At 65.0% G+C, this 18,740-nt stretch carries 20 protein-coding genes and 2 pseudogenes; 17 read left to right on the plus strand and 5 right to left on the minus strand.

Going from position 1 to position 18,740, the window contains the following annotated elements:
* The 5 genes and pseudogenes from F604_RS0109370 to F604_RS0109390 form a co-directional block, all read left to right on the plus strand.
* Nucleotides 1-274, plus strand: a pseudogene (locus F604_RS0109370) (transposase); the annotation flags it as partial.
* Between the two features lies 1 nt (nucleotide 275).
* A pseudogene (locus F604_RS12100) lies at nucleotides 276-995 on the plus strand (TAXI family TRAP transporter solute-binding subunit); the annotation flags it as partial.
* A 57-nt stretch (nucleotides 996-1,052) separates the two neighbouring features.
* On the plus strand, nucleotides 1,053-3,026 hold the full coding sequence (locus tag F604_RS0109380; RefSeq protein WP_026329103.1) for a TRAP transporter permease: 1,974 nt from the start codon (nucleotides 1,053-1,055) through the stop codon (nucleotides 3,024-3,026).
* Nucleotides 3,023-3,766: an amino acid ABC transporter ATP-binding protein gene (locus F604_RS0109385; RefSeq protein ID WP_019551440.1), complete on the plus strand. Its 744-nt coding sequence runs from the start codon at nucleotides 3,023-3,025 to the stop codon at nucleotides 3,764-3,766. Before F604_RS0109380 ends, F604_RS0109385 begins: the two co-directional genes overlap by 4 nt.
* Before the next feature lie 3 nt (nucleotides 3,767-3,769).
* The gene (locus tag F604_RS0109390) at nucleotides 3,770-4,195 is read left to right on the plus strand and encodes a hypothetical protein (protein ID WP_026329105.1); all 426 of its coding nucleotides are present in this window, start codon (nucleotides 3,770-3,772) and stop codon (nucleotides 4,193-4,195) included.
* Here F604_RS0109390 and F604_RS0109395 read toward each other — a convergent pair.
* On the minus strand, nucleotides 4,192-5,031 hold the full coding sequence (locus F604_RS0109395; protein WP_019551442.1) for a patatin-like phospholipase family protein: 840 nt from the start codon (nucleotides 5,029-5,031) through the stop codon (nucleotides 4,192-4,194). The genes F604_RS0109390 and F604_RS0109395 overlap by 4 nt on opposite strands.
* Before the next feature lie 55 nt (nucleotides 5,032-5,086).
* Here F604_RS0109395 and trpC point away from each other — a divergent pair, with 55 nt between their 5' ends.
* The 5 genes from trpC to F604_RS0109420 are packed head-to-tail and all read left to right on the plus strand — an operon-like array spanning nucleotide 5,087 to nucleotide 9,543.
* The gene (gene trpC, locus F604_RS0109400; protein ID WP_026329106.1) at nucleotides 5,087-5,854 is read left to right on the plus strand and encodes an indole-3-glycerol phosphate synthase TrpC; all 768 of its coding nucleotides are present in this window, start codon (nucleotides 5,087-5,089) and stop codon (nucleotides 5,852-5,854) included.
* Nucleotides 5,855-5,858: 4 nt separating this feature from the next.
* Nucleotides 5,859-6,569 (plus strand): 1-(5-phosphoribosyl)-5-[(5-phosphoribosylamino)methylideneamino]imidazole-4-carboxamide isomerase, encoded by a 711-nt coding sequence (hisA, locus tag F604_RS0109405; protein ID WP_019551444.1) that lies wholly within the window; start codon nucleotides 5,859-5,861, stop codon nucleotides 6,567-6,569.
* A 4-nt stretch (nucleotides 6,570-6,573) separates the two neighbouring features.
* Complete coding sequence (locus tag F604_RS0109410) at nucleotides 6,574-6,888, plus strand: LapA family protein (RefSeq protein WP_019551445.1); 315 nt, start codon at nucleotides 6,574-6,576, stop codon at nucleotides 6,886-6,888.
* Nucleotides 6,889-6,933: 45 nt separating this feature from the next.
* Nucleotides 6,934-8,976: a single-stranded-DNA-specific exonuclease RecJ gene (locus F604_RS0109415; protein WP_019551446.1), complete on the plus strand. Its 2,043-nt coding sequence runs from the start codon at nucleotides 6,934-6,936 to the stop codon at nucleotides 8,974-8,976.
* Between the two features lie 3 nt (nucleotides 8,977-8,979).
* On the plus strand, nucleotides 8,980-9,543 hold the full coding sequence (locus F604_RS0109420; RefSeq protein WP_019551447.1) for a DUF6812 domain-containing protein: 564 nt from the start codon (nucleotides 8,980-8,982) through the stop codon (nucleotides 9,541-9,543).
* Here F604_RS0109420 and F604_RS0109425 read toward each other — a convergent pair.
* Complete coding sequence (locus tag F604_RS0109425; protein WP_026329107.1) at nucleotides 9,527-12,115, minus strand: valine--tRNA ligase; 2,589 nt, start codon at nucleotides 12,113-12,115, stop codon at nucleotides 9,527-9,529. The two genes, F604_RS0109420 and F604_RS0109425, sit on opposite strands and share 17 nt — an antisense overlap.
* Nucleotides 12,116-12,178: 63 nt before the next feature.
* Here F604_RS0109425 and F604_RS12920 point away from each other — a divergent pair, with 63 nt between their 5' ends.
* Complete coding sequence (locus F604_RS12920) at nucleotides 12,179-12,331, plus strand: hypothetical protein (RefSeq protein ID WP_019551449.1); 153 nt, start codon at nucleotides 12,179-12,181, stop codon at nucleotides 12,329-12,331.
* 122 nt (nucleotides 12,332-12,453) lie between these two features.
* Here F604_RS12920 and F604_RS0109435 read toward each other — a convergent pair whose 3' ends face one another.
* Nucleotides 12,454-13,059 carry a hypothetical protein gene (locus tag F604_RS0109435; protein ID WP_019551450.1) on the minus strand — a complete coding sequence of 202 codons (606 nt, stop codon included), beginning with the start codon at nucleotides 13,057-13,059 and terminating at the stop codon, nucleotides 12,454-12,456.
* Between the two features lie 97 nt (nucleotides 13,060-13,156).
* On the opposite strand from F604_RS0109435, the gene F604_RS0109440 reads away from it, so the two are divergent.
* Genes F604_RS0109440 through F604_RS0109460 form a run of 5 tightly spaced genes read left to right on the plus strand, consistent with a single transcriptional unit; the run spans nucleotide 13,157 to nucleotide 16,670 of the window.
* Nucleotides 13,157-14,209: an Mrp/NBP35 family ATP-binding protein gene (locus F604_RS0109440; protein ID WP_026329108.1), complete on the plus strand. Its 1,053-nt coding sequence runs from the start codon at nucleotides 13,157-13,159 to the stop codon at nucleotides 14,207-14,209.
* 1 nt (nucleotide 14,210) lies between these two features.
* Nucleotides 14,211-14,807 (plus strand): helix-turn-helix transcriptional regulator, encoded by a 597-nt coding sequence (locus F604_RS0109445; protein WP_019551452.1) that lies wholly within the window; start codon nucleotides 14,211-14,213, stop codon nucleotides 14,805-14,807.
* Between the two features lie 4 nt (nucleotides 14,808-14,811).
* On the plus strand, nucleotides 14,812-15,576 hold the full coding sequence (locus F604_RS0109450; protein WP_019551453.1) for a 50S ribosomal protein L11 methyltransferase: 765 nt from the start codon (nucleotides 14,812-14,814) through the stop codon (nucleotides 15,574-15,576).
* Between the two features lie 3 nt (nucleotides 15,577-15,579).
* Nucleotides 15,580-16,266 carry a 16S rRNA (uracil(1498)-N(3))-methyltransferase gene (locus F604_RS0109455; protein WP_019551454.1) on the plus strand — a complete coding sequence of 229 codons (687 nt, stop codon included), beginning with the start codon at nucleotides 15,580-15,582 and terminating at the stop codon, nucleotides 16,264-16,266.
* Nucleotides 16,263-16,670: a hypothetical protein gene (locus tag F604_RS0109460; RefSeq protein ID WP_019551455.1), complete on the plus strand. Its 408-nt coding sequence runs from the start codon at nucleotides 16,263-16,265 to the stop codon at nucleotides 16,668-16,670. The genes F604_RS0109455 and F604_RS0109460 overlap by 4 nt, the downstream gene beginning before the upstream one ends.
* Here the strand turns inward: F604_RS0109460 and F604_RS0109465 are convergent.
* Entirely contained in the window at nucleotides 16,620-17,522 is a 903-nt protein-coding gene (locus F604_RS0109465; RefSeq protein ID WP_038044692.1) for an AEC family transporter, read from the minus strand. The two genes, F604_RS0109460 and F604_RS0109465, sit on opposite strands and share 51 nt — an antisense overlap.
* A gap of 9 nt (nucleotides 17,523-17,531) precedes the next feature.
* Between F604_RS0109465 and F604_RS0109470 the strand changes: the two genes are divergently transcribed.
* Nucleotides 17,532-18,380, plus strand: a complete 849-nt coding sequence (locus F604_RS0109470) for a Rossmann-fold NAD(P)-binding domain-containing protein (protein ID WP_019551456.1) — start codon at nucleotides 17,532-17,534, stop codon at nucleotides 18,378-18,380.
* 12 nt (nucleotides 18,381-18,392) lie between these two features.
* On the opposite strand, the gene F604_RS0109475 is transcribed toward F604_RS0109470, so the two are convergent.
* The coding region (locus F604_RS0109475; protein ID WP_026329109.1) for an RNA-guided endonuclease InsQ/TnpB family protein at nucleotides 18,393-18,740 on the minus strand (348 nt) is incomplete at its 5' end.

The raw sequence follows: 18,740 nt of genomic DNA on the forward strand, positions 1-18,740 counted from the left end.
GGGGGACCGGGGATTCCGTTGGGTCCAAGGCGTCAAGACCCCGCCCTACCGGGTTCGTGGGGGGAAGGTGGTGGAGACGGGGTGGAGAGGTTGGATGGGGAGGGTCAGGAACTGGATTGAGGTCCGGTTCAGCGTGATGGTGCGGTCTTTGGGCCTTCATCGGATAGAGGCTCGGTCCTACTGGGGCCTGGTAGCCCGAATAAACCTCATTCTGCTGGTTCACAACCTCATTCGGAGTCGGGTCTTGCTCAGGATGGCCGGGGTGGAGCTATGAGGTAGCACACGAAGGCATCGCTTACTACGCTTATCAGGGATGTTGCATCGCTGCCTTCGATGGGAAGCCCGTGAAGGGTATCCGGGCTCTGGCGGCCTTGTACCCGGAGGTGGTCCACATCGTGGCCCGGGCCGACGCCGGCATCCGCACCGTGGCCGACCTCAAGGGCAAACGGGTGGTGGTGGGCGATGTGGGCTCGGGTACCGAGCAAAATGCCCGGCAGATCCTCGAGGCCTACGGCCTCCGGTTTGAGGACCTGGGCCAGGCCATCCGGGTGAGCGCCACCCAGGGCATCCAGCTCATGCAGGATAAGCGGGCAGATGCCCTCTTCTACACGGTGGGCCTGGGGGCCAGCGCCATCCAGCAGCTGGCTCTCACCACCCCTATCACCCTGGTGGCGGTGGACCTGGGCAAGATCCAGGCCATCGCCAAGAAGTACCCCTTCTACGTGGGCTTCAACATCCCCGGGGGTACCTACAAGGGAGCGGAGGTCACCACGCCCACGGTGGCGGTGCAGGCCATGCTGATCGCCTCGGAAAAGCTGTCCGCTGACACCGTGTACAAGTTCATGAAAGCGGTCTTCGGCAACCAGGAGGCCTTCAAGAAGATCCACCCCAATCTGGAGCGCTTCTTCAGCCTCCAGAAGGCGGCGAAGGGTCTGCCCATTCCCTTGCACCCGGGGGCGGAGCGCTTCTACAAGGAGATCGGGGTCCTCAAGTAGGCGCTTATGCTTGAACCCTGGGGGCCCCGCCTGGGGCCCCCTTTGCCTGGAGGAAGTATGGAGAAGGACGCCTCGCTTTTGGTGGAGGAAACCGAGCTAGGGGGGCGAAGGCCCAAGGGGGCGGGCCGGTATATGCTCTTCGGCCTGGGGGTGGCCTGGAGCCTCTTTCAGCTTTGGGCCACCGAGCTGGGTACCCTGGACCCCATGCGGCTCAGGGCGGTGCACCTGGCCTTTGCCTTGGCCCTGGCCTTTTTGGCCTACCCGGGGAGGCGGGGACCGCGGGAGCGCATTCCCCTCCTGGACTGGGGTATGGCCCTCTTGGGAGTAGCCGGGGCCCTCTACGTGGTCTGGGATTACTACGGGATCACCCAGCTCCGGGGGGGTATCCCCAGCCAGCGGGATGTCTTCATGGGGACCCTGACCCTTGGGGTTCTCTTCCTGGCTGCCTGGCGGGTGGTGGGGCCTGCGCTGCCCATCATTGCCTCGGTGTTCGTCCTCTACGCCCTTACCGGGCCCAAGGGGCTTCTGCCCTTTACCCTTCCCTCCTGGCTCCAACTCCATGCGGGCAGCCAGTGGGGGCAGCTCATGGGGCAGCTCTACACCACCGCCGAGGGCATCTGGGGGGTACCCTTGGGGGTTTCCGCCACCTTTGTGTTTCTCTTCGTCCTCTTTGGCGCCCTCTTGGAAAGGGCCGGGGCGGGGCATTTCTTCATCCAGGTGGCCTACGCCCTGTTGGGCCACTTCCGCGGGGGGCCCGCCAAGGCGGCGGTGGTGGCCAGCGCCCTCACGGGGGTGGTTTCGGGAAGTTCCGTTTCCAACGTGGTCACCACGGGCACCTTCACCATCCCCTTGATGAAGCGGGTGGGGTATCCGCCGGAGAAAGCCGGGGCAGTGGAGGTGGCCTCTTCTTCCAACGGGCAGCTCATGCCTCCGGTCATGGGGGCTGCGGCCTTCATCATGGCGGAGTTCCTGGGCATCCCCTATAGCCAGCTCATCCTGATCGCGGTCATCCCCGCCATTCTGGCCTACGCCACCCTTTTCATCACCGTGCACCTCGAGGCCCTGCAGCTGGGCCTCAAGGGGGTACCCAGGTCGGAGCTACCCCCCGTGGGTCCTATTCTGCGCTCGGGCCTTCACTACCTTCTGCCCCTTGTCTACCTGATCTACGCCCTGGTGGCCCTGCGCCTGACCCCCGAGCGGGCAGCCTTGAACACCATCTTCCTCATGCTGGTCCTCATCCTGGTCCAGGAGGTGTGGCGGGCCTATCGGGCGGGAACCGGGCTCGGCTTCGGCCTTCTTAGGGGGGGAAGGCTCATTCTGGAGGGCCTCGAGGCGGGCGCCCGGGGCATGGTGGGCATCGCCTTGGCCACGGCCAGCGCCGGGGTCATCGTGGGCATCGTCACCATGACCGGGATCGGCTTTGGCCTCACCGACATCGTGGAACGCTTATCGGGGGGGAATCTGATCCTGGTCCTCATCCTGGCCCAGCTCACCAGCCTCCTTCTCGGCATGGGTCTTCCCACCACCGCCAACTACATCGTCATGGCCTCCTTGGTGGTACCGGTGGTGCTTCAGCTGGCGGAGAAAGCGGGCTATGCGGTGCCGCCCGTGGCCGCCCACATGTTCGTCTTCTACTTCGGCATCATGGCGGACTCCACGCCCCCGGTGGCCTTGGCCGCCTACGCGGCCAGCGCCATCGCCAGGTCCGATTTCTGGAAGACGGCGGTTCAGGGCTTCGTGTACGAGCTTCGCACCGCCCTCCTCGCCTACATGTTCTTCTTCAGCCCCAAGCTCCTCTTGTTGGGAGTGGAAAGCGTGGTGGAGGGGGTGTGGATCGTTCTTTCCGCCCTCTTGGGCATGACGGCCTTCAGCGCCAGCCTGGTGGGCTTCCTGCACAAGCGCACCACCCTCTTGGAGAGGGCCCTGCTCATGGCGGCGGCCCTCACCTTGGTGATACCGGGCCTTCTCACGGATGCCATCGGTCTGGCCCTCTTCCTCCTGGTCTACGCCATGCAACGGGTGCGAAAATGAAGGCGGTGGACCCCATCATCCGCATCCACAACCTGCACAAGTGGTTTGGTACCCTGCACGTGCTCAAGGGGATCCATTTGGAGGTGGCCCCTGGGGAGAAGCTGGTGATCATCGGTCCCTCGGGCTCGGGGAAGAGCACCCTGATCCGCTGCATCAACCGCCTGGAGGACTTCCAGGAGGGGGAGGTGGTGGTGGACGGCCACAACGTGAAGGAGGAGCGGGCCCTCAAGGAGGTGCGGCGGGAGGTGGGGATGGTCTTCCAGCAGTTCAACCTCTTCCCCCACATGAAGGTGCTGGAGAACATCACCCTGGCCCCCATGCGGGTGAGGGGCTGGTCCCGGGAGCGGGCGGAGCGGAAGGCCTTGGAGCTTTTGGAGCGGGTGGGGATCCTGGACCAGGCGAGGAAGTACCCGGGGCAGTTATCCGGGGGCCAGCAGCAACGGGTGGCCATTGCCCGGGCCTTGGCCATGGAGCCCAAAGTGATGCTGTTTGACGAGCCCACCAGTGCGCTGGACCCGGAGATGGTGGGGGAGGTGTTGGACGTGATGCGGGACCTGGCCCGAGGGGGTATGACCATGCTGGTGGTGACCCACGAGATGGGGTTTGCCCGGGAGGTGGCGGACCGGGTGATCTTCATGGACGGGGGGCAGATTGTGGAGGAGGGGAGGCCGGAGGAGATCTTCACCTCCCCCAGGGAGGAGAGGACCAAGGCCTTTTTGCAACGGGTGCTCCATCATTAGGCCATGCCCACGCCTACGTCTGGCCAGGGTCCCTGGGAGTCTTTGGCAGCCCTTTTAGACCCCAAGGCCCCCTTAACCTCGCGCCTTAGGGGGCTCAGGCTCTACGCGGGTTTCCTTCTTCTGCTTCAAGGGGGTGCGCTCCTTCTCTTGGCTTGGCTGCTACCCCGGGCGGCCCACCCTTTCCTTTGGGCTTTAGCTTTGGCAGGGGGCGTATGGCTTTTTGCCCAGGCGGAGGCCGCCTCGAGGACCGAAGAATCCCTGGCTCCCTTGCTGGCGGTGGGCTTGGGGGCGGCCCTCTTCTTCTTCCTGGGGGTGATGGGATTGCTTCTTTGGCCTTGGGGTTTCCTTCTCCTCCTTTTGGGCGCCTTGGGGTTTGCGCATAGTTGGCGCCGCTCCGAGCGGATTTTGCTGGGTCGGAACAAGGCCTAAGGCCTGAATCGCAAGGCCCAGGCTAGGTCCTTAAGCCGTACCCGGGCCAGGGCCTGGACCTCTTTGAGCCGTTCCCGGGCTCGTTTCTTGCCCAACTCGTAGACCAGGGGTAGCTTTTCGTGGTCAAAGGTGTCTATGGCCATGGGGGGATTAAGGGCGATGACCAGATCGGCTTCCCACAGGGCCAGGTCCTTCAGGCGCCTGCGGCTCGCCTCCCCGGCTAAAAGCGCTGCCTCCAGGGCCGTTTTTGGCCCTTCCTTGGGTGGAGGGTTGGATACATCCACGGCCACCACCTTGGGGAAAAGCTCCTTGGCCGCCCGCACCGGCACCTTTTCCACCACGTCCCCATCCACCAAAAGCCTTCCCTCCCAGGGCACGGGAGGGAAGAGGCCAGGAATGGCCATGCTGGCGAGAACCGCCTTCCACACCGGGCCCTGGCGGAGGACTACCCGTTCCCCCGTGAGGAGGTCTGCCGCCTGGATGGCTAAGGGGATGGAGCTGGCCTCGAGGCGGGCCTCCCCGAAGAGGCGCTGTAACCCCAGGGCGATCCTTTCCGCTTCAAAAAGATGGGGGCGCCGGAAGGCGGTGAAGAGCCTGGCCAGGGTGCGGAGGTTTCCCCCCTGGCGGAGCCCGGCGATCTCCCGGTCAAAGATGGCCTCGTGAACCCTCCAGGGATCCTTGTGGCCGAAGGCGTAGGCGGCGGCCGCCAAGGCCCCGGCGGAGCTTCCCGCAAGGCCTCGGATGGGTATTCCGGCCTCCTCCAAAACCGCCAGCACCCCCAGGTGGGCGTACCCGCGCACGCCGCCCCCTCCTAAGGCCAAGGCTACCCCTCGCACAATCCTTACCCTACACGTAAAAAGGCATCCTATGAAGGCATGGTATAACGAGGGCATGCGCCCCCACTTGAGTAGGGTTCCCGGTGTGCTAGGGGAGATTGCCCGTAGGCGGGCGGAAGAGGTGGTTCCCTATCCCCTTCCCCCTGCTCCCGAGGCGGTGCCCTCCTTCCGGGAGGCCCTGCTTCAGCCAGGGCTTTCCGTGATCGCCGAGGTGAAGAAGTCGAGCCCCTCGGAAGGGGCCATAAGGGCGCTGGATCCCGTGGCAGCTTCCCTGGCCTACCAGCGGGGCGGGGCCCGGGCCATCAGCGTCCTCACCGAGCCCCATTACTTTGGGGGCAGCCTCGAGGACCTTCTTAGGGTCCGCCAGGCGGTGGACCTACCCCTGCTGCGCAAGGACTTCGTGGTGGATCCCTTCATGCTCAAGGAGGCCAGGGCCTACGGGGCCAGCGCGGTTCTCCTCATCGTGGCCCTTTTGGGGGAACTCACCGGGGTCTACCTGGAGGAGGCGAGGCGCATTGGCCTGGATGCCCTGGTGGAGGTGCACACGGAAAGGGAGCTGGAGCTGGCCCTCGAGGCGGGGGCGGAGATGGTGGGCATCAACAACCGGAACCTCACCACCCTGCAGATAGACCTCACCACGGCCCCGAGGCTTGGCCGCTTGGCCCGGGAGGCTGGCTTTGGCGGGGTTTTGGTGGCGGAGTCGGGCTATTCCCGCCGGGAGGAGCTGAAGCCCTTGGAGGGGCTTTTCGACGCCGTGCTCATCGGCACCAGCCTCATGAAAAGCCCCGATCTGGAGGAAGCCCTGAGGGCGCTGGTAGGATAGCCCCATGTTGCTGATTCCCGCCGTGGACCTGAAGGGGGGCAAGGTGGTCCGGCTTTACGAGGGGGACCCGGGGCGGGAAACCCCGTACGGGGATCCGGTGGCGGCCGCCTTGCGCTGGCAGGAAGAGGGGGCCAGGCTCCTGCACCTGGTGGACCTGGACCGGGCTCTGGGAAAGGGGGATAACCTCGAGGCCCTCCGGCGGATCGCCCAGGAGATACGCATTCCCTTTGAGGTGGGGGGTGGGGTGCGTTCCCTGGAGGTTCTCCGGGAGATCCTCCTGCTCGGGGCTTCCCGGGTGGTGGTGGGCACGGTGGCGGTGAAGCATCCTGCTCTCTTGGAAGCCATGTTGGCGGAGGTGGGGCCCGCAAGGCTAGCGGTGGCCTTGGATGCCCGGGGCCTCGAGGTGGTGGTCTCAGGTTGGCAGGAGGCTGCTTCCCTTTCCGCCCTGGACCTCCTTGGGCGTTGGGAAGCCATGGGGGTGCGCACGGTGATCTACACCGATGTGCGGCGGGATGGGACCCTGAAGGGCTTGGACCTGGAGGTGGTGGCCCGGGTACGGGAAGCCTGGCCCCATGAGCTCATCGCAGGCGGGGGGATCGCTGGCCCGGAGGACCTTCTGGGTTTAAAGCGCCTGGGGGTGGAGGGTGCCCTTTTGGGCAAGGCCCTCTACGAGGGGCGGGTGCGCCTTTCCGACTACAAAGAGGGGGTATTCTAAGGCCATGAAGCTGGCCCACTGGGTGTTTCTCCTCGTCACCTTGGGGGTGGCGGGAGCGGGGTTTTACCTGTACCTGGCCTTCCCCTTCCTGGAGGTGCCCACGCCCTTGGGTTCCTGGCCCCTTTACTACCTTCTTCCGGGGGCCTATGTCCTGGGGTTTTTGGTGGGGGGAGTGTATGCCCTGGTTCTTTGGCTTTGGGGCGTGGGGGAAAGGCGCGCCCTTCTCAGGGAGGTGCGGCGGCTTCAGGGCGAGGTCAACGCCTTAAAACGGGAACGTATTGAGGAGATTCCCAGAATCCCCGATCGGGAAGAGGTGTAGTATCCCCGCTCTGGGAGGATAGGGGAGGGAGGCTTAGGGGGTTATATGAAGGACCGGGTGCGCTGGCGTCTTCTTCCCTTGCCGCCCTTGAAGGAGTGGCGGGAGGTGATGGAGGCCTTTGGGGTGGGGCCGGAGGCTGCCTTGGCCTACTGGCACCGGGGGGTGCGCCGCCCGGAGGACCTGAAGCCTTCCCTGGGCCTTCTTCCCCTCAGGGGCCTGAAGGAGGCGGTGGAGCTTCTCCTTTGGGCGCTAGAGGGGAGGAAGCGCATCCGCATCCACGGGGACTACGATGCGGATGGCCTCACCGGGACCGCCATCCTGGTGCGGGGCCTCAGGGCCTTGGGGGCGGAGGTGCATCCCTTTATCCCCCATCGCCTCGAGGAAGGGTATGGAGTCCACCCCAAGCGCATCCCTGAGCACCTGGAAGCCGCCGATCTTTTCCTAACGGTGGACTGCGGTATCGCCAACCATGCCGAGCTTCGGGAGCTTGTGGAAAACGGGGTGGAGGTTCTGGTGACCGACCACCACACGCCCCGCGATACCCCTCCTCCGGGCCTCATCCTTCACCCCGCCTACACCCCGGACCTTAAGGAGCACCCCACGGGAGCCGGGGTGGCCTTCCTGCTTCTCTGGGCCCTCCATGAGCGGCTGGGCCTGCCCCCGCCCCTGGAGTATGCCGACCTGGCGGCGGTGGGCACCATCGCCGACGTGGCCCCCCTTTGGGGGTGGAACCGGGCGTTGGTGCGGGAAGGGCTTGAGCGCCTTAAGGACTCCCGCCTCTTGGGGCTTCGCCTTCTTGCGGAGAGCGTGGGTTACACCGGAAAGGCCCACGAGGTAGCCTTCCGCATCGCTCCCCGCATCAATGCGGCAAGCCGCCTGGGGGAGGCGGAGAAAGCCCTTAGGCTTCTTCTCACGGAGGACGAGGAGGAGGCTAAGGGTTTGGTGGAGGAGCTCAATCGGCTGAACACCCGCCGCCAGGCCATAGAGGAGGAGATGCTAAAAAGGCTTCTTCCCCAGGCTGACCCCGAGGCCAAGGCCATCGTTCTGCACGATCCCGAGGGGCACCCGGGGGTGATGGGCATCGTGGCGAGCCGCATCCTCGAGGCTACCTTGCGCCCGGTCTTCATCGTGGTCCAGGGGAAGGGCACGGTGCGAAGCCTCCCCCCCATCAGCGCCGTGGAGGCCTTAAGGAGTGCCGAGGACCTTCTTCTCCGCTATGGAGGCCACCGGGAGGCTGCGGGCTTTGCCGTGGATGAGGCTCATTTCCCCCGGTTTAAGGAGCGGATGGAGGCCTTTGCCGCCTCTTTCCCCGACCCTGTGCGGGAAGTGCCCTTGGTGGGGTTCTTGCCCCCTCAGTCCTTCCTCCCCGAGCTCTATGAAGCCCTGGTGGCCTTGGAGCCTTTTGGAGAGGGTAACCCCGAGCCCCTTTTCCTCCTAACCGGCTCCCCAGAGGAGGTCCGCTCCATGGGGGGTCAGCCTCAAAGGAGCCATCTGGGGGGCAAGCACCTCTCCTTCCGCCTGAGGGGGATTCGGGTGGTGGCCTGGCGCATGGGGGAGCGGGCGGCCGCTATGCCCTCGGAGTTGGAAGCCGCCGTCTTGCTGGTGGAAAACCGCTGGAACGGTACCGTGTCCTATGAGGCCCAGGCCTTGGACTTCCGGGAGCCAGGGGAGCTGGAGGGGGGGATATCCCCCTTTGCCTTTCCCATCTCCCTGGCGGAGGCCTTGGCCAGGGCCAAGATGGGGGAAGGGGTCTATGTTCCAGAGGAAAACCTCGAGGGACTGGAGTACGCGAAGAAGGCGGGGTTTCGCCTAGTAAGCGCTGAGGAAGCTACGCTTTGGCTAGGGATACCCCCCATCCCCGTGGGGGTTCCCCGCGGTCCGGTGTATGTGGCCCTGGGGGCGGGTGCCCGGGCCAAGCTCCTGGCTCCACTCATGCTCCCCATGGACGAGGAGCGGCTTAGGGCCCTGGTGGCCCAGAGACTCCTTTTTGCTTACCAGAGGGGGCATGCCCCCCTTTTCAGCGAGGCCTTGTTGGCCTACTGGGCGGCTTTGCCCGATAGGGCAGATGCATTGCCGAATAGGGGGTGAAGGATGTACAAGCAGCCCCGAGAGGTACATGAGGCCAGGATCTACACCCAGGCTTACCGGGTCTACGGGCTCATCTACCTGGTGCCCGGGGCGGGCACCGCCGATCTTTTGAACCAGGAGAAGCCCTATCTTCCGGTCACTGGCGCCCTCCTTTACACCCCGGGCTACACCCATCCCCCGGAGGCCAAGGACCTCAAGGCCAGCACCGGATTCCTGGCCTTGCGCAAGGAGCGGATCCAGTGGGTGGTGGGTGGGAAGCCCAGCGAGCCCCGTACCAGCCCGTCCCTTTTGGAAAGGCGGAGGCCTGCCTTTCTCTATGGGGATTACCTCCTTGCGGGCGACCTTCTGCTTCCCCGGGGGGTCCGGCTTTCCGACCATCTTTCCCAAACCAAACCCTTCCAGACCCTCCTCGAGGCCAAGCTGTACGTCCTCACCCCCAACAAACCCATCGTGGACCTGGAACCTTTGGAAACCTTCCCCTTCGTCACCCTGAACCTGCGCCGGGCCGAGGCGGTGGCCGAGGCTCCGGGGGAGGCCCAAGACCCCCGGCTTACCCTATTTGGCTGAGGGCCTCCCGGATGCGCTCGATCTGGGCCAGGTTTTCCTTAAGCCTTTCCTCCTCGGCCTCCACCACCTCCTTGGGAGCCTTCTCCCGGAAGCCGGGGGCGGAAAGCTTTTTCTGGCTCCTTTCCGCCAGGGCCAGGAGTTCTTGCAGGCGCTTCTCCTGCCGACGCTTCCACTCCTCTACGTCCAAGAGGCCCTCTAGGGGCATGCGCACCGTCACCTTGGGCATGGCCTTCACCAGGGCCCTGTTGGGCCGCTCGGGTAACAGCTCGGCCCGGGCCAGAAAGCGGAAGACCTCCTGGTTTTCCACCACCGGCGTGGCTTCCCCTTCCAGGTAGACCCGCACCTCCTGGGCCAAGGGAAGCCCGGCCTCGGCCTTCAGGGCCCGCACCGCCGTTACCGCTTGCCGCAGGGCCTCAAAGGCTTCCTCGGCGGCCTCGTCCCTTTCGCCGGGCTCGGGCCAAGCCTCCAGGGCGAGCTCCTCCTTGCCCGTGAGGGCCTGGTAGAGCTCGCTGGTGAGGAAGGGCATGATGGGGTGGAGGAGCTTCAGGAGGGTGGCGAGGGTTTCCTCGAGGGTGCGTAGGGTAAAGGCATTCCCCGCCTTAAGGGCTGGCTTGCTGGCCTCCAGGTACCAGTCGCAGAACTCGCTCCAGACCAGCTCATATACCTCCCGGGCCGCCTGGGCCAGGTCCAGGGCCTCGTAAAGGGCAGTGATCTCCTTCACCCCTCGGCTCAGGCGGCTTTGCATGAAGCGGTCGGCCAGGGTGGGCTCTTCCGCCTTGGCCTGGAAGGCCTCCCGGCTCAGGAGCACAAAGCGAGCGGCATTATAGAGCTTGTTGGCGAAGTTCCGGGCCATTTCCAGCCAGCGGAGGTCCAGCCTGATGTCCTGGCCTCCGGTGGCCAGATAGGTGAGGGCAAAGCGGAGGGCGTCCGCTCCATAGCGCTCCACCATTTCCAGGGGATCTATGACGTTCCCCTTGGATTTGGACATCTTTTGTCCCTTCTCGTCCAGGACGAGGCCGTGGAGGAGTACGGTCTTAAAGGGCCTTTCCCCCCGGAAGTGGTAACCGGAGACCTCCATGCGGCTCACCCATAGGAAGAGGATGTCGTAGCCCGTGACCAGGACGTCCCCGGGGTAGAAGGCCTTGAGGTCCTCCGTTTCCTCGGGCCAACCCAGGGTGGAAAGGGGCCAAAGGGCCGAGGAGAACCAGGTGTCAAAGACGTCCTCATCCCGCTTGAGGTTTGGGCTTCCGCAGGCCTCGCAGGTGCTGGGATCTTCCAGGTAGCGCTCGGGGTGGGGCACGTTCACCGCCCCGCAATCCTGGCAGTACCAGGCAGGGATCTGGTGCCCCCACCAGAGCTGGCGGGAGATGTTCCAGTCCCGAACATTCTTTAGCCAGTCCAGGTTTACCTTCTTCCAGCGCTCGGGTACGAAGGCGATCTCATCCCGTTCCAGGCCCCTGATCACCTTTTCCGCCAGGGGCTTCATGGAAAGCCACCACTGGGGAAAGATGGCGTACTCCAAGGGGGTGCCGCAGCGGGAGCAGGTGGCCATCTGGATGGTATAGTCCTCCTCCTTGAGAAGGTGCCCCGCTTCCCGGAAAAGCTCCACGGCCTTTTTCCTGGCCTCAAACCGGTCCAGGCCCCTTAGGGCTTCCGGCACCCGTTCCCCTTCCATGCGGCCTTCCAGGTTGATGACGGAGATGGCCTCGAGTCCGTGGCGTTCCCCGATCTCGTAGTCCAAGGGGTCGTGCGCTGGGGTCACTTTGAGGGCCCCGGTGCCGAACTCCCGCTCCACGGCACTGTCCGCCAGGATGGGGATCCAGATGTCCGTGAGGGGGATGCGGGCCTTTTTGCCGATAAGGTGCCGGTAGCGCTCGTCCTCGGGGTGGACGGCGATGGCCTGGTCAGCGAAGACGGTTTCCGGCCTCACGGTGGCGATGGCGAGGCGTTCGCCGCCTTCCACCTCGTAGGCCAGGGTGTAGAGCTTGCCCGGGGTGGGCTCCGTTTCCACCTCCAGGTCCGAAAGCGTGGTTTCGCACCGGGGGCACCAGTTGACCAGGCGGGGGGCTCGGTAGGCCAGGCCCTCGTGATAGTAGCGGCTGAAGGCGTAGCGCACCGCCTTGGAGCGGGCTTCGTCCATGGTGAAGGCTTCCCGGCTCCAGTCAGCGCTGGCCCCAAGGCGTTTGAGTTGCTTTAGGATGGTACCCCCCGATTCCTCCTTCCACTCCCAAACCCGCTTCAGGAAGGCTTCCCGTCCCAGGTCGTGCCGGGTCTTGCCCTCTTTCAGGAGAAGCCTTTCCACCACCACCTGGGTGGCGATGCCCGCATGGTCGGTTCCGGGAAGCCACACGGCTTCATACCCTTGCATGCGCTTATAGCGGATGAGGGCATCCTGTAGGGAGTTGTCCAGGGCGTGGCCCATGTGGAGGCTTCCCGTCACGTTGGGGGGTGGCATGAAGATGACGAAGGGGGTCTTGCCGCTTTTGGGGTTGGCCACGAAGGGGTTGTTCGCCCACTTCTCCGCCCACTTGGGTTCCACGGTCTTGGGGTCGTAGGCCTTGGGTAGGTCCATGCTGTCCGATAGTTTACCCAAGCTGGGTGGGGTGCGTTCAGGGGGTGTTAGGATGAGGTTGGCATGGGGGAAGTAGCTCGGGCCTTGCCCATGTCCTTCACTGCCTACCTAGAAATGGAGGAAGGAAGCCCCGTGCGCCATGGGCTGATGGGCGGTTTCCCCCACGCTATGGCCGGGACCAGCAAGACCCATAACCTCAGGCGTATCTTCTGGTGAGCACCCGGGAGCCGCGCCTGGAGCTTTCCCGTAGGGGGGAAGGAGGCTTCAGGTGGGAGGCGTTACGCGGTGGGGCGGGTAGTTCTGCCTTGCCCGGAAGCGGCCTTGGACCTCGAAGCCCCCTACGAGGGCGTGGAGCTGGAAAGCGCATAGAGGTAGTAGTGGCCCTCCCCCAGGTGGAAGAAGGCATCCTCGTAGGCCAGGCCCTCTATCGGGGTTTCCCCAGGGATGGCCAGGAAGGTTTCCCCCACCCGGATCCCTTCCGGTTCCAGCTGGAGGATCCCCTGGGATACCTCCCTCGAATCCGCTTCGGGGTCGTTGACGGGTGTGTGGAGGAGCCGGACGGGAAGCCCCTCGAGGCTATAGAGGACGTTGCTGGGGTCCCGGAAGGGAGCCCGGTGGAGAAGGCGCTCCTCCACCAAGGTGATCTCTCCCAAAAGGGCATAACGGTCCAGGGGCACGAGGGTCTTCCCGCTTTCCAAAAGGACCAGGAAGTGGGTGCGGTCCTCCGGGGAAAGAAGCACGGGAGCCTGGTTCCTTCCCACCTTGGGATCCTGGTCCAGCCTCTCCCCTTTAAGGAGGGTTTTGGCGGCCTCCAGGGCTTCCTCACGGGTTTTGTAAAGGCTATAGGGGTTGATCTTGAAGAGAAGGTCGTAGCCCCTGGGTCCCTGAATCAGCCAGGCCAGGTGGAGTTCAAAGAAGGGTTGCTTCCGCCACTCGGGGTACATGCAAATCCATATTAGCCCAGGCCTCAGGAGGGTTTTGATGAAAACTGTGAGTCCCCCCCTTGCCCAAAACCATATCCGGGTATACCCTGAGCCCGGTATGGCGCTTACGGAAGAGCGGGTCCTCGAGGCCCTGCGCACGGTGATGGACCCCGAGCTGGGGAAAGACCTGGTTTCCTTGGGCATGGTGGGGGAGATAAATCTGGAGGGAGGCCGGGTGGACCTCCTGATCAACCTCACCACCCCCGCCTGTCCCTTAAAGGGCCAGATAGAAGCGGACATCAGGCGGGCCCTTCATCCTTTGGGGGTGGAGGAGGTGCGGGTGCGTTTCGGCGGTGGGGTTAAGGCTCCCGAGCAGTACCCCATCCCCGGGGTGAAGCACGTGGTGGCGGTGGGCTCCGGCAAGGGGGGGGTGGGCAAGAGCACCGTGGCCGCCAACCTGGCCCTGGCCCTCTTGCAGGAGGGGGCCCGGGTGGGCCTCTTGGACGCTGACCTCTACGGGCCCAGCCAGGCCAAGATGTTCAGCCTGGAGGGGGAGAGGCTCAAGGTGGACCAGCACCGGAAGATCCTTCCCCTCGAGGCCTTTGGCCTCAAGGTCCTGTCCATCGCCAACATCGTTCCCCCTGGCCAGGCCATGATCTGGCGGGGGCCCATTCTCCACGGAACCATCAAACAGTTTCTGGAGGAGGTGAACTGGGGGGAGCTGGACTACCTGGTGGTGGACCTACCCCCAGGTACCGGGGATGTGCAGCTTAGCCTGGCCCAGCTCACCAAGGTTTCCGGGGGGGTGATCGTCACCACCCCTCAGGAAGTGGCCCTAATCGATGCGGAAAGGGCTGCCGATATGTTCAAGAAGGTGCAGGTGCCCATCCTGGGGGTTTTGGAGAACATGAGCCACTTCCTCTGTCCCCACTGCGGAAAGCCCACCCCCATCTTTGGGGAAGGTGGGGGCCGGCGGCTTGCGGAAAAGCTCAAGACCCGCTTCCTAGGGGAGATTCCCCTTACCCTACCCTTGCGGGAGAGCGGGGATAGGGGAAGGCCCATCCTGGTGGAGAACCCGGAAGGCCCGGAGGCGGAGGCCTTCAGAAGGGCGGCCCGGGAGCTGGCGGCTGCCTTGAGCGTGCAAGCCTTTATCGCCTTGCCCATGGCCTGATATGGCCCTAGTTCTGGAAGGCACCAAGGAACGGGTTTTGGACCTCCTGAGGCTAAGGCCCTATACCGCCAAGGAGCTGGCCGAAGCCCTGGGGGTAAGCCGGGTGGCGGTTCTGAAGCACCTACAGGACCTCGAGGCCCGGGGCCTGGTGCGCTCGGAGGTGCGGAAGTGCCTGGGCCGGGGCCGGCCTTACCGGGTGTACCGGGCCTCGGACGGGGAAGCTCCTTACGCGGCCTTTTGCGGGGACGTGCTGGAGGGTCTGGAAAGGGTTCTGGGGCGGGAAGGGGTGGTGCACCTCCTTTTGGAGAGGAACCGTAGCCTGTTTGCTTCCTTGAACCTGGAGGCCCTTCCCCTCAGGGAACGGCTCGCCCGCCTGGCCCAGTTCCTGAGGGAGCAGGGCTATGAGGCGGAGGTGGTGGAGGAAGGGGGAAGGCTGTACCTTTGCCAGAAGCGCTGCCCCAAGCTGGCCCTCTCCCGGGAGCACGAGGCCCTTTGCCAAAGCGAGCTCCTTGCCTACCAGGAGCTTTTAGGCCTGCCCCTGGTGCGGGAGGAGAGGCTGGCGGAGGGGGGAAGCTGTTGCCGGTACCGGGTAGAATAGCGGGGTGTGGGTTTACCGCCTGAAGGGCACCCCCTTGGAGCTGGATCCCATCCTCCTGGAGCTCTTTGACCGGGGGGCCCGGGGGGTGGAGGAGCGGGAAGGGGAGGTCCTGGCCTACTTCCCCGCCCCTTTGGAGCTCCCCTTCGGGGGGGTGTGGGAGGAGCTCCCCGACGAGGACTGGCTTTCCGCCTGGCGGCGAGACCTTAAGCCCGTGTGGGCTGGGCCCTTCGTGGTGCTGGCTCCCTGGCACCCCTGGGAGGGGGAGGGGATTCCTTTGGTGATTGAGCCCGGCATGGCCTTCGGCACCGGGCACCACGAGACCACCCGCCTGGCCCTTTCCGCCTTGGCCCGCCACCTGCGTCCTGGGGAAAGGGTGCTGGACCTGGGCACGGGCTCGGGCATCCTGGCCATCGCCGCCGCCAAGCTGGGGGGCAAGGCCTTGGGGGTGGATATTGACGAAACCGTGCTTCCCCAGGCGGAGGAGAACGCCAGAAGAAACGGGGCCGGGGTCTGCTTCCTCCCGGGTAGCCTCGAGGAAGCCCTACCTCACGGGCCCTTTGATCTCCTGGTGGCCAACCTGTTTGCGGAGCTTCACCGGGAGCTTGCTTCCCGCTACCGCCAGGCTCTGGCCCCTGGGGGGAGGCTCCTCCTCACGGGGATCCTTTTGGAAAAGGCTTCCCTGGTGAAGGAGGCCATGGCCAGGGAAGGCTTCTCCCTCCTGGAGGAGGAGAGGGAAGGGGAGTGGGTGTTGCTGGCCTACGGGATCTGAGCCATGCGCCCGCACCGCGCCCATAGCCCAGGCCTTACCGGGGTGCTTCCCTTAAGGGAAAGCCGGCACCTCCTGGAGGTGCTGCGGGCCAAGGTGGGGGACCGGTTCACCGTCTTTGACGTGGACCGGGAGGCCCTGGCGGAGGTGGTGGAGCTGGGGCCACCGGTGCGCTACCGCATCCTGGAGGAACGGCGCCCGGAGCGGGAGGTGGGGGTGGAGGTGGCCCTCTACCCCGCTCTTTTAAAGGGGGACAAGCTTGCCGAGGTGGTGCGCGCGGCCACGGAGCTCGGGGCCACCCGCATCCAACCCCTCGTCACCCGGCACTCCGTGCCCAAGGAGATGGGGGAGGGGAAGCTGAAAAGGCTTCAGGCCATCGCCGTGGAGGCAGCCAAACAGTCGGGAAGGCTAAGGGTGCCCGAGGTCCTGCCTCCCATTCCCCTGAACGCCCTTCCGAAGGTGGAGCAGGGTATGGTGGCCCATGTGGGAGCAAGAAGCCTGGTTCGGGAGGTGCTGGACCTTGGGAAGTCCCTGGCCTTGGCCGTGGGACCGGAAGGCGGATTTGCGGAGGAGGAGGTGGAGCTTTTGCAGGAAAAGGGCTTTACCCCGGTCTTCCTGGGCCAGAGGATTCTGCGGGCGGAAACGGCAGCCATCGCCCTCCTCGCCCTGTGCACCGCCGGGGAGGGGAGATGAAGACCTTCGGCTGGCTTGGGGGTGTGGTCCTCCTCTTCCTTGCGGGCTGCCGCTACACCTTCCTCCCCCTGGACCCGGGCAAGCCCCTGCCCCCGGAAAGGCCTTTTGTGGTGGCCCGCCTGGAGAAGGGCGCGGAGGAGGCCATCCTGGTCCTCAGGGTGGAGCGCCTTCCTTCCCCGGGCTACCTTCACCTCAAGTGGTTCCGGGAGGAGGCCTTGCTCCAGGAGAAAACCCTCTTTCTAGAGGAGGTGGGCTCCTACCGGGTTTCCTTTCCCTTGAGCCAGGGCTACCACCGCCTGGTGGGGCTTTGGGTGGAGGGGGTTCTTTTCCAGCTGGACCTGGGGATGCCCAGGCTACCGGACCCCGATGAGGAGGAGAAAAAGGGGAATGGTCAAGAAGGCTAGGAAGGTGGAAACCACCACGCTCCTGGCCACCCGCAAGGCTTCCCCCCCAAACTCCCGCGTGAGGAGGAAGGCGTTCACCGCCACTGGGGTGGCCGACTGCAGGACCAGGACCTGGTGCTCCAGGCGGGGAAGGCCCAGGATGAACCCCACCCCGTAGGCCAGAAGGGGGGCCACAAGGAGCCGCAGGCTGCTGGCCACTCCCTCAAAGGCCCCCACCTGGAAGCGGGTCTGGCTCATCTGCATTCCCAGGGTGAGGAGGAGAACGGGGATGGCCGCCTGGCCCATGAGGCGTAGGCCCTCGTCCAGGCGGAAGGGAAGGCTTACCCCCAGGGTCTTCAGCAGCAGGCCCAGAAGGAGGGCGTAAAAGAGGGGCAGGCGCAGGGTGAAAAGGAGCCCTTCCTTGAGGCCGCCTCCCCGTATGAAGGCCGGTCCCAGGCCGAACATGACCACGCTGGAGAGGATGAAGTACACTACGGCCCGTCTCAGGCCCTCTTCTCCCAGGGCAAAGTAGACCAGGGAAAGCCCCATGTTGCCGGAGTTGGGGAACAGGCTGCAGACGAGAAGGGACTTGGCGGCCTCGGGGGAGAGGCCAAGGAGCCTGGCCATCCCGGTGATGGCCAGAAAGAGGAGGAGGTAGGTGAGGGTAAAGCCCAAGGCAAGGCCCACCAGGCCTTCCCGGGAGTACTCCGCCCGGTACATGGCGTCGAAGATGAGGGCGGGCACCAGGAGGTAGAGGGTAAGGCGGCTTAAGGTGGTGAGGTCCATGGGGATGCGCTTTCCCATCAGATACCCGGAGAAGACCACCAGGGCCACGGGAAGAACCGTGTTGAGAAGGGCCTGCAAGTGAGGCATTCTAAAGGCATGGCAGGCTATCTGGCGCTTTCCAAGGCTATAGAAAGGGTGCTTCTCCGGAAGGCGGAGGTTCCGAGAAGGCAGGTCCTTCCCATCCCGGGAGGGCGGTTTTTGGTGATGCCCGCCGCAGACCAAGAGGTGGCCCTTTGCAAGCTGGTCACGGTGGAGGCTTCCCGAAGGGAACAGCCCGAGGCCCACCGCCAGCCTGCGGTGCAGGCGGAGGTCTGGGTCAGGAGGCTGGATACCGGGGAGGTTGTTCACCTGCCGGGGGAAGAGATCACGAAAAGGCGCACCGCTGCCCTTTCCCTTCTCGCGGCCCGGCTTCTTGCTCCCAGGCAAGAGGGGGCCCTGCTCCTGGTGGGGCCTGGGGTTCAGGGGGAAGCCCACCTCGAGGCCTTCGCCGAGGGATTTGCCCTGCGCCGGGTGTGGATCCGGGGAAGGAGCAGGGAGCGGACCGAGGCCCTTTTGGCCAAGGCCAGGGGTATGGGCCTCGAGGCGGAGGAGTGGGTGGCCCCTGAGGTGCCTGAGGAGGTGGCCTTCATCGTCACGGCCACATCGAGCTCCACCCCCGTCCTACCCGAGAGGGTGCCGGAGGGCACCTTCATCGCCGCCGTGGGGAGCTTCCGCCCGGAGACGCGCGAGGTGCCAAGGGCCTTGGTGGAGCGGGCGGCGGTTTATTGCGACACGGAGGATGCCCTGGTGGAGGCCGGGGAGCTTCAGGGTCTTTCCAAGCCGGTGGTGACCTTAAGGGAAGCCCTTTTGGGCAAGCGGTCGGAAGGGGACCCCGTGCTTTTCAAGAGCGTGGGCCACGCCCTTTTTGACCTGGCGGCGGTGCGGCACCTCCTGGGCTTGGAGTGACGACTCCCCGGACTAAAGTCCGGGGCTTCTCGGGGTGTTTCCCTGCGGGAAAGCACGCAGGGTCTCCCCCGAAGGCCCCGTCCAGGCCTTTGCCAGGATGTTTTGAGCGGCGGCCACATCCCGGTGGAGAAGCGCCCCACACTGGGGACAGGTGTACGCCCGCACCCAGAGAGGCTTCTTCTCCCTATGGCCGCACATCGGGCAGTCCTGGCTGGTGTACTTGGGGTCTACCTTGATGACTCGCCTACCAGCTTCCGCCGCTTTGTAGGCGAGGATTGCGAGAAACTGGGCCCAGCCCGCGTCGTGTATGCCTTTGGCAACGTAGGAGCGGGAGAGAGCAAGGATGTTCAGGTCTTCGTG

The organism is Thermus scotoductus DSM 8553 (genome assembly GCF_000381045.1).
In the GTDB taxonomy this organism is placed as follows: Bacteria; Deinococcota; Deinococci; order Deinococcales; family Thermaceae; genus Thermus; species Thermus scotoductus.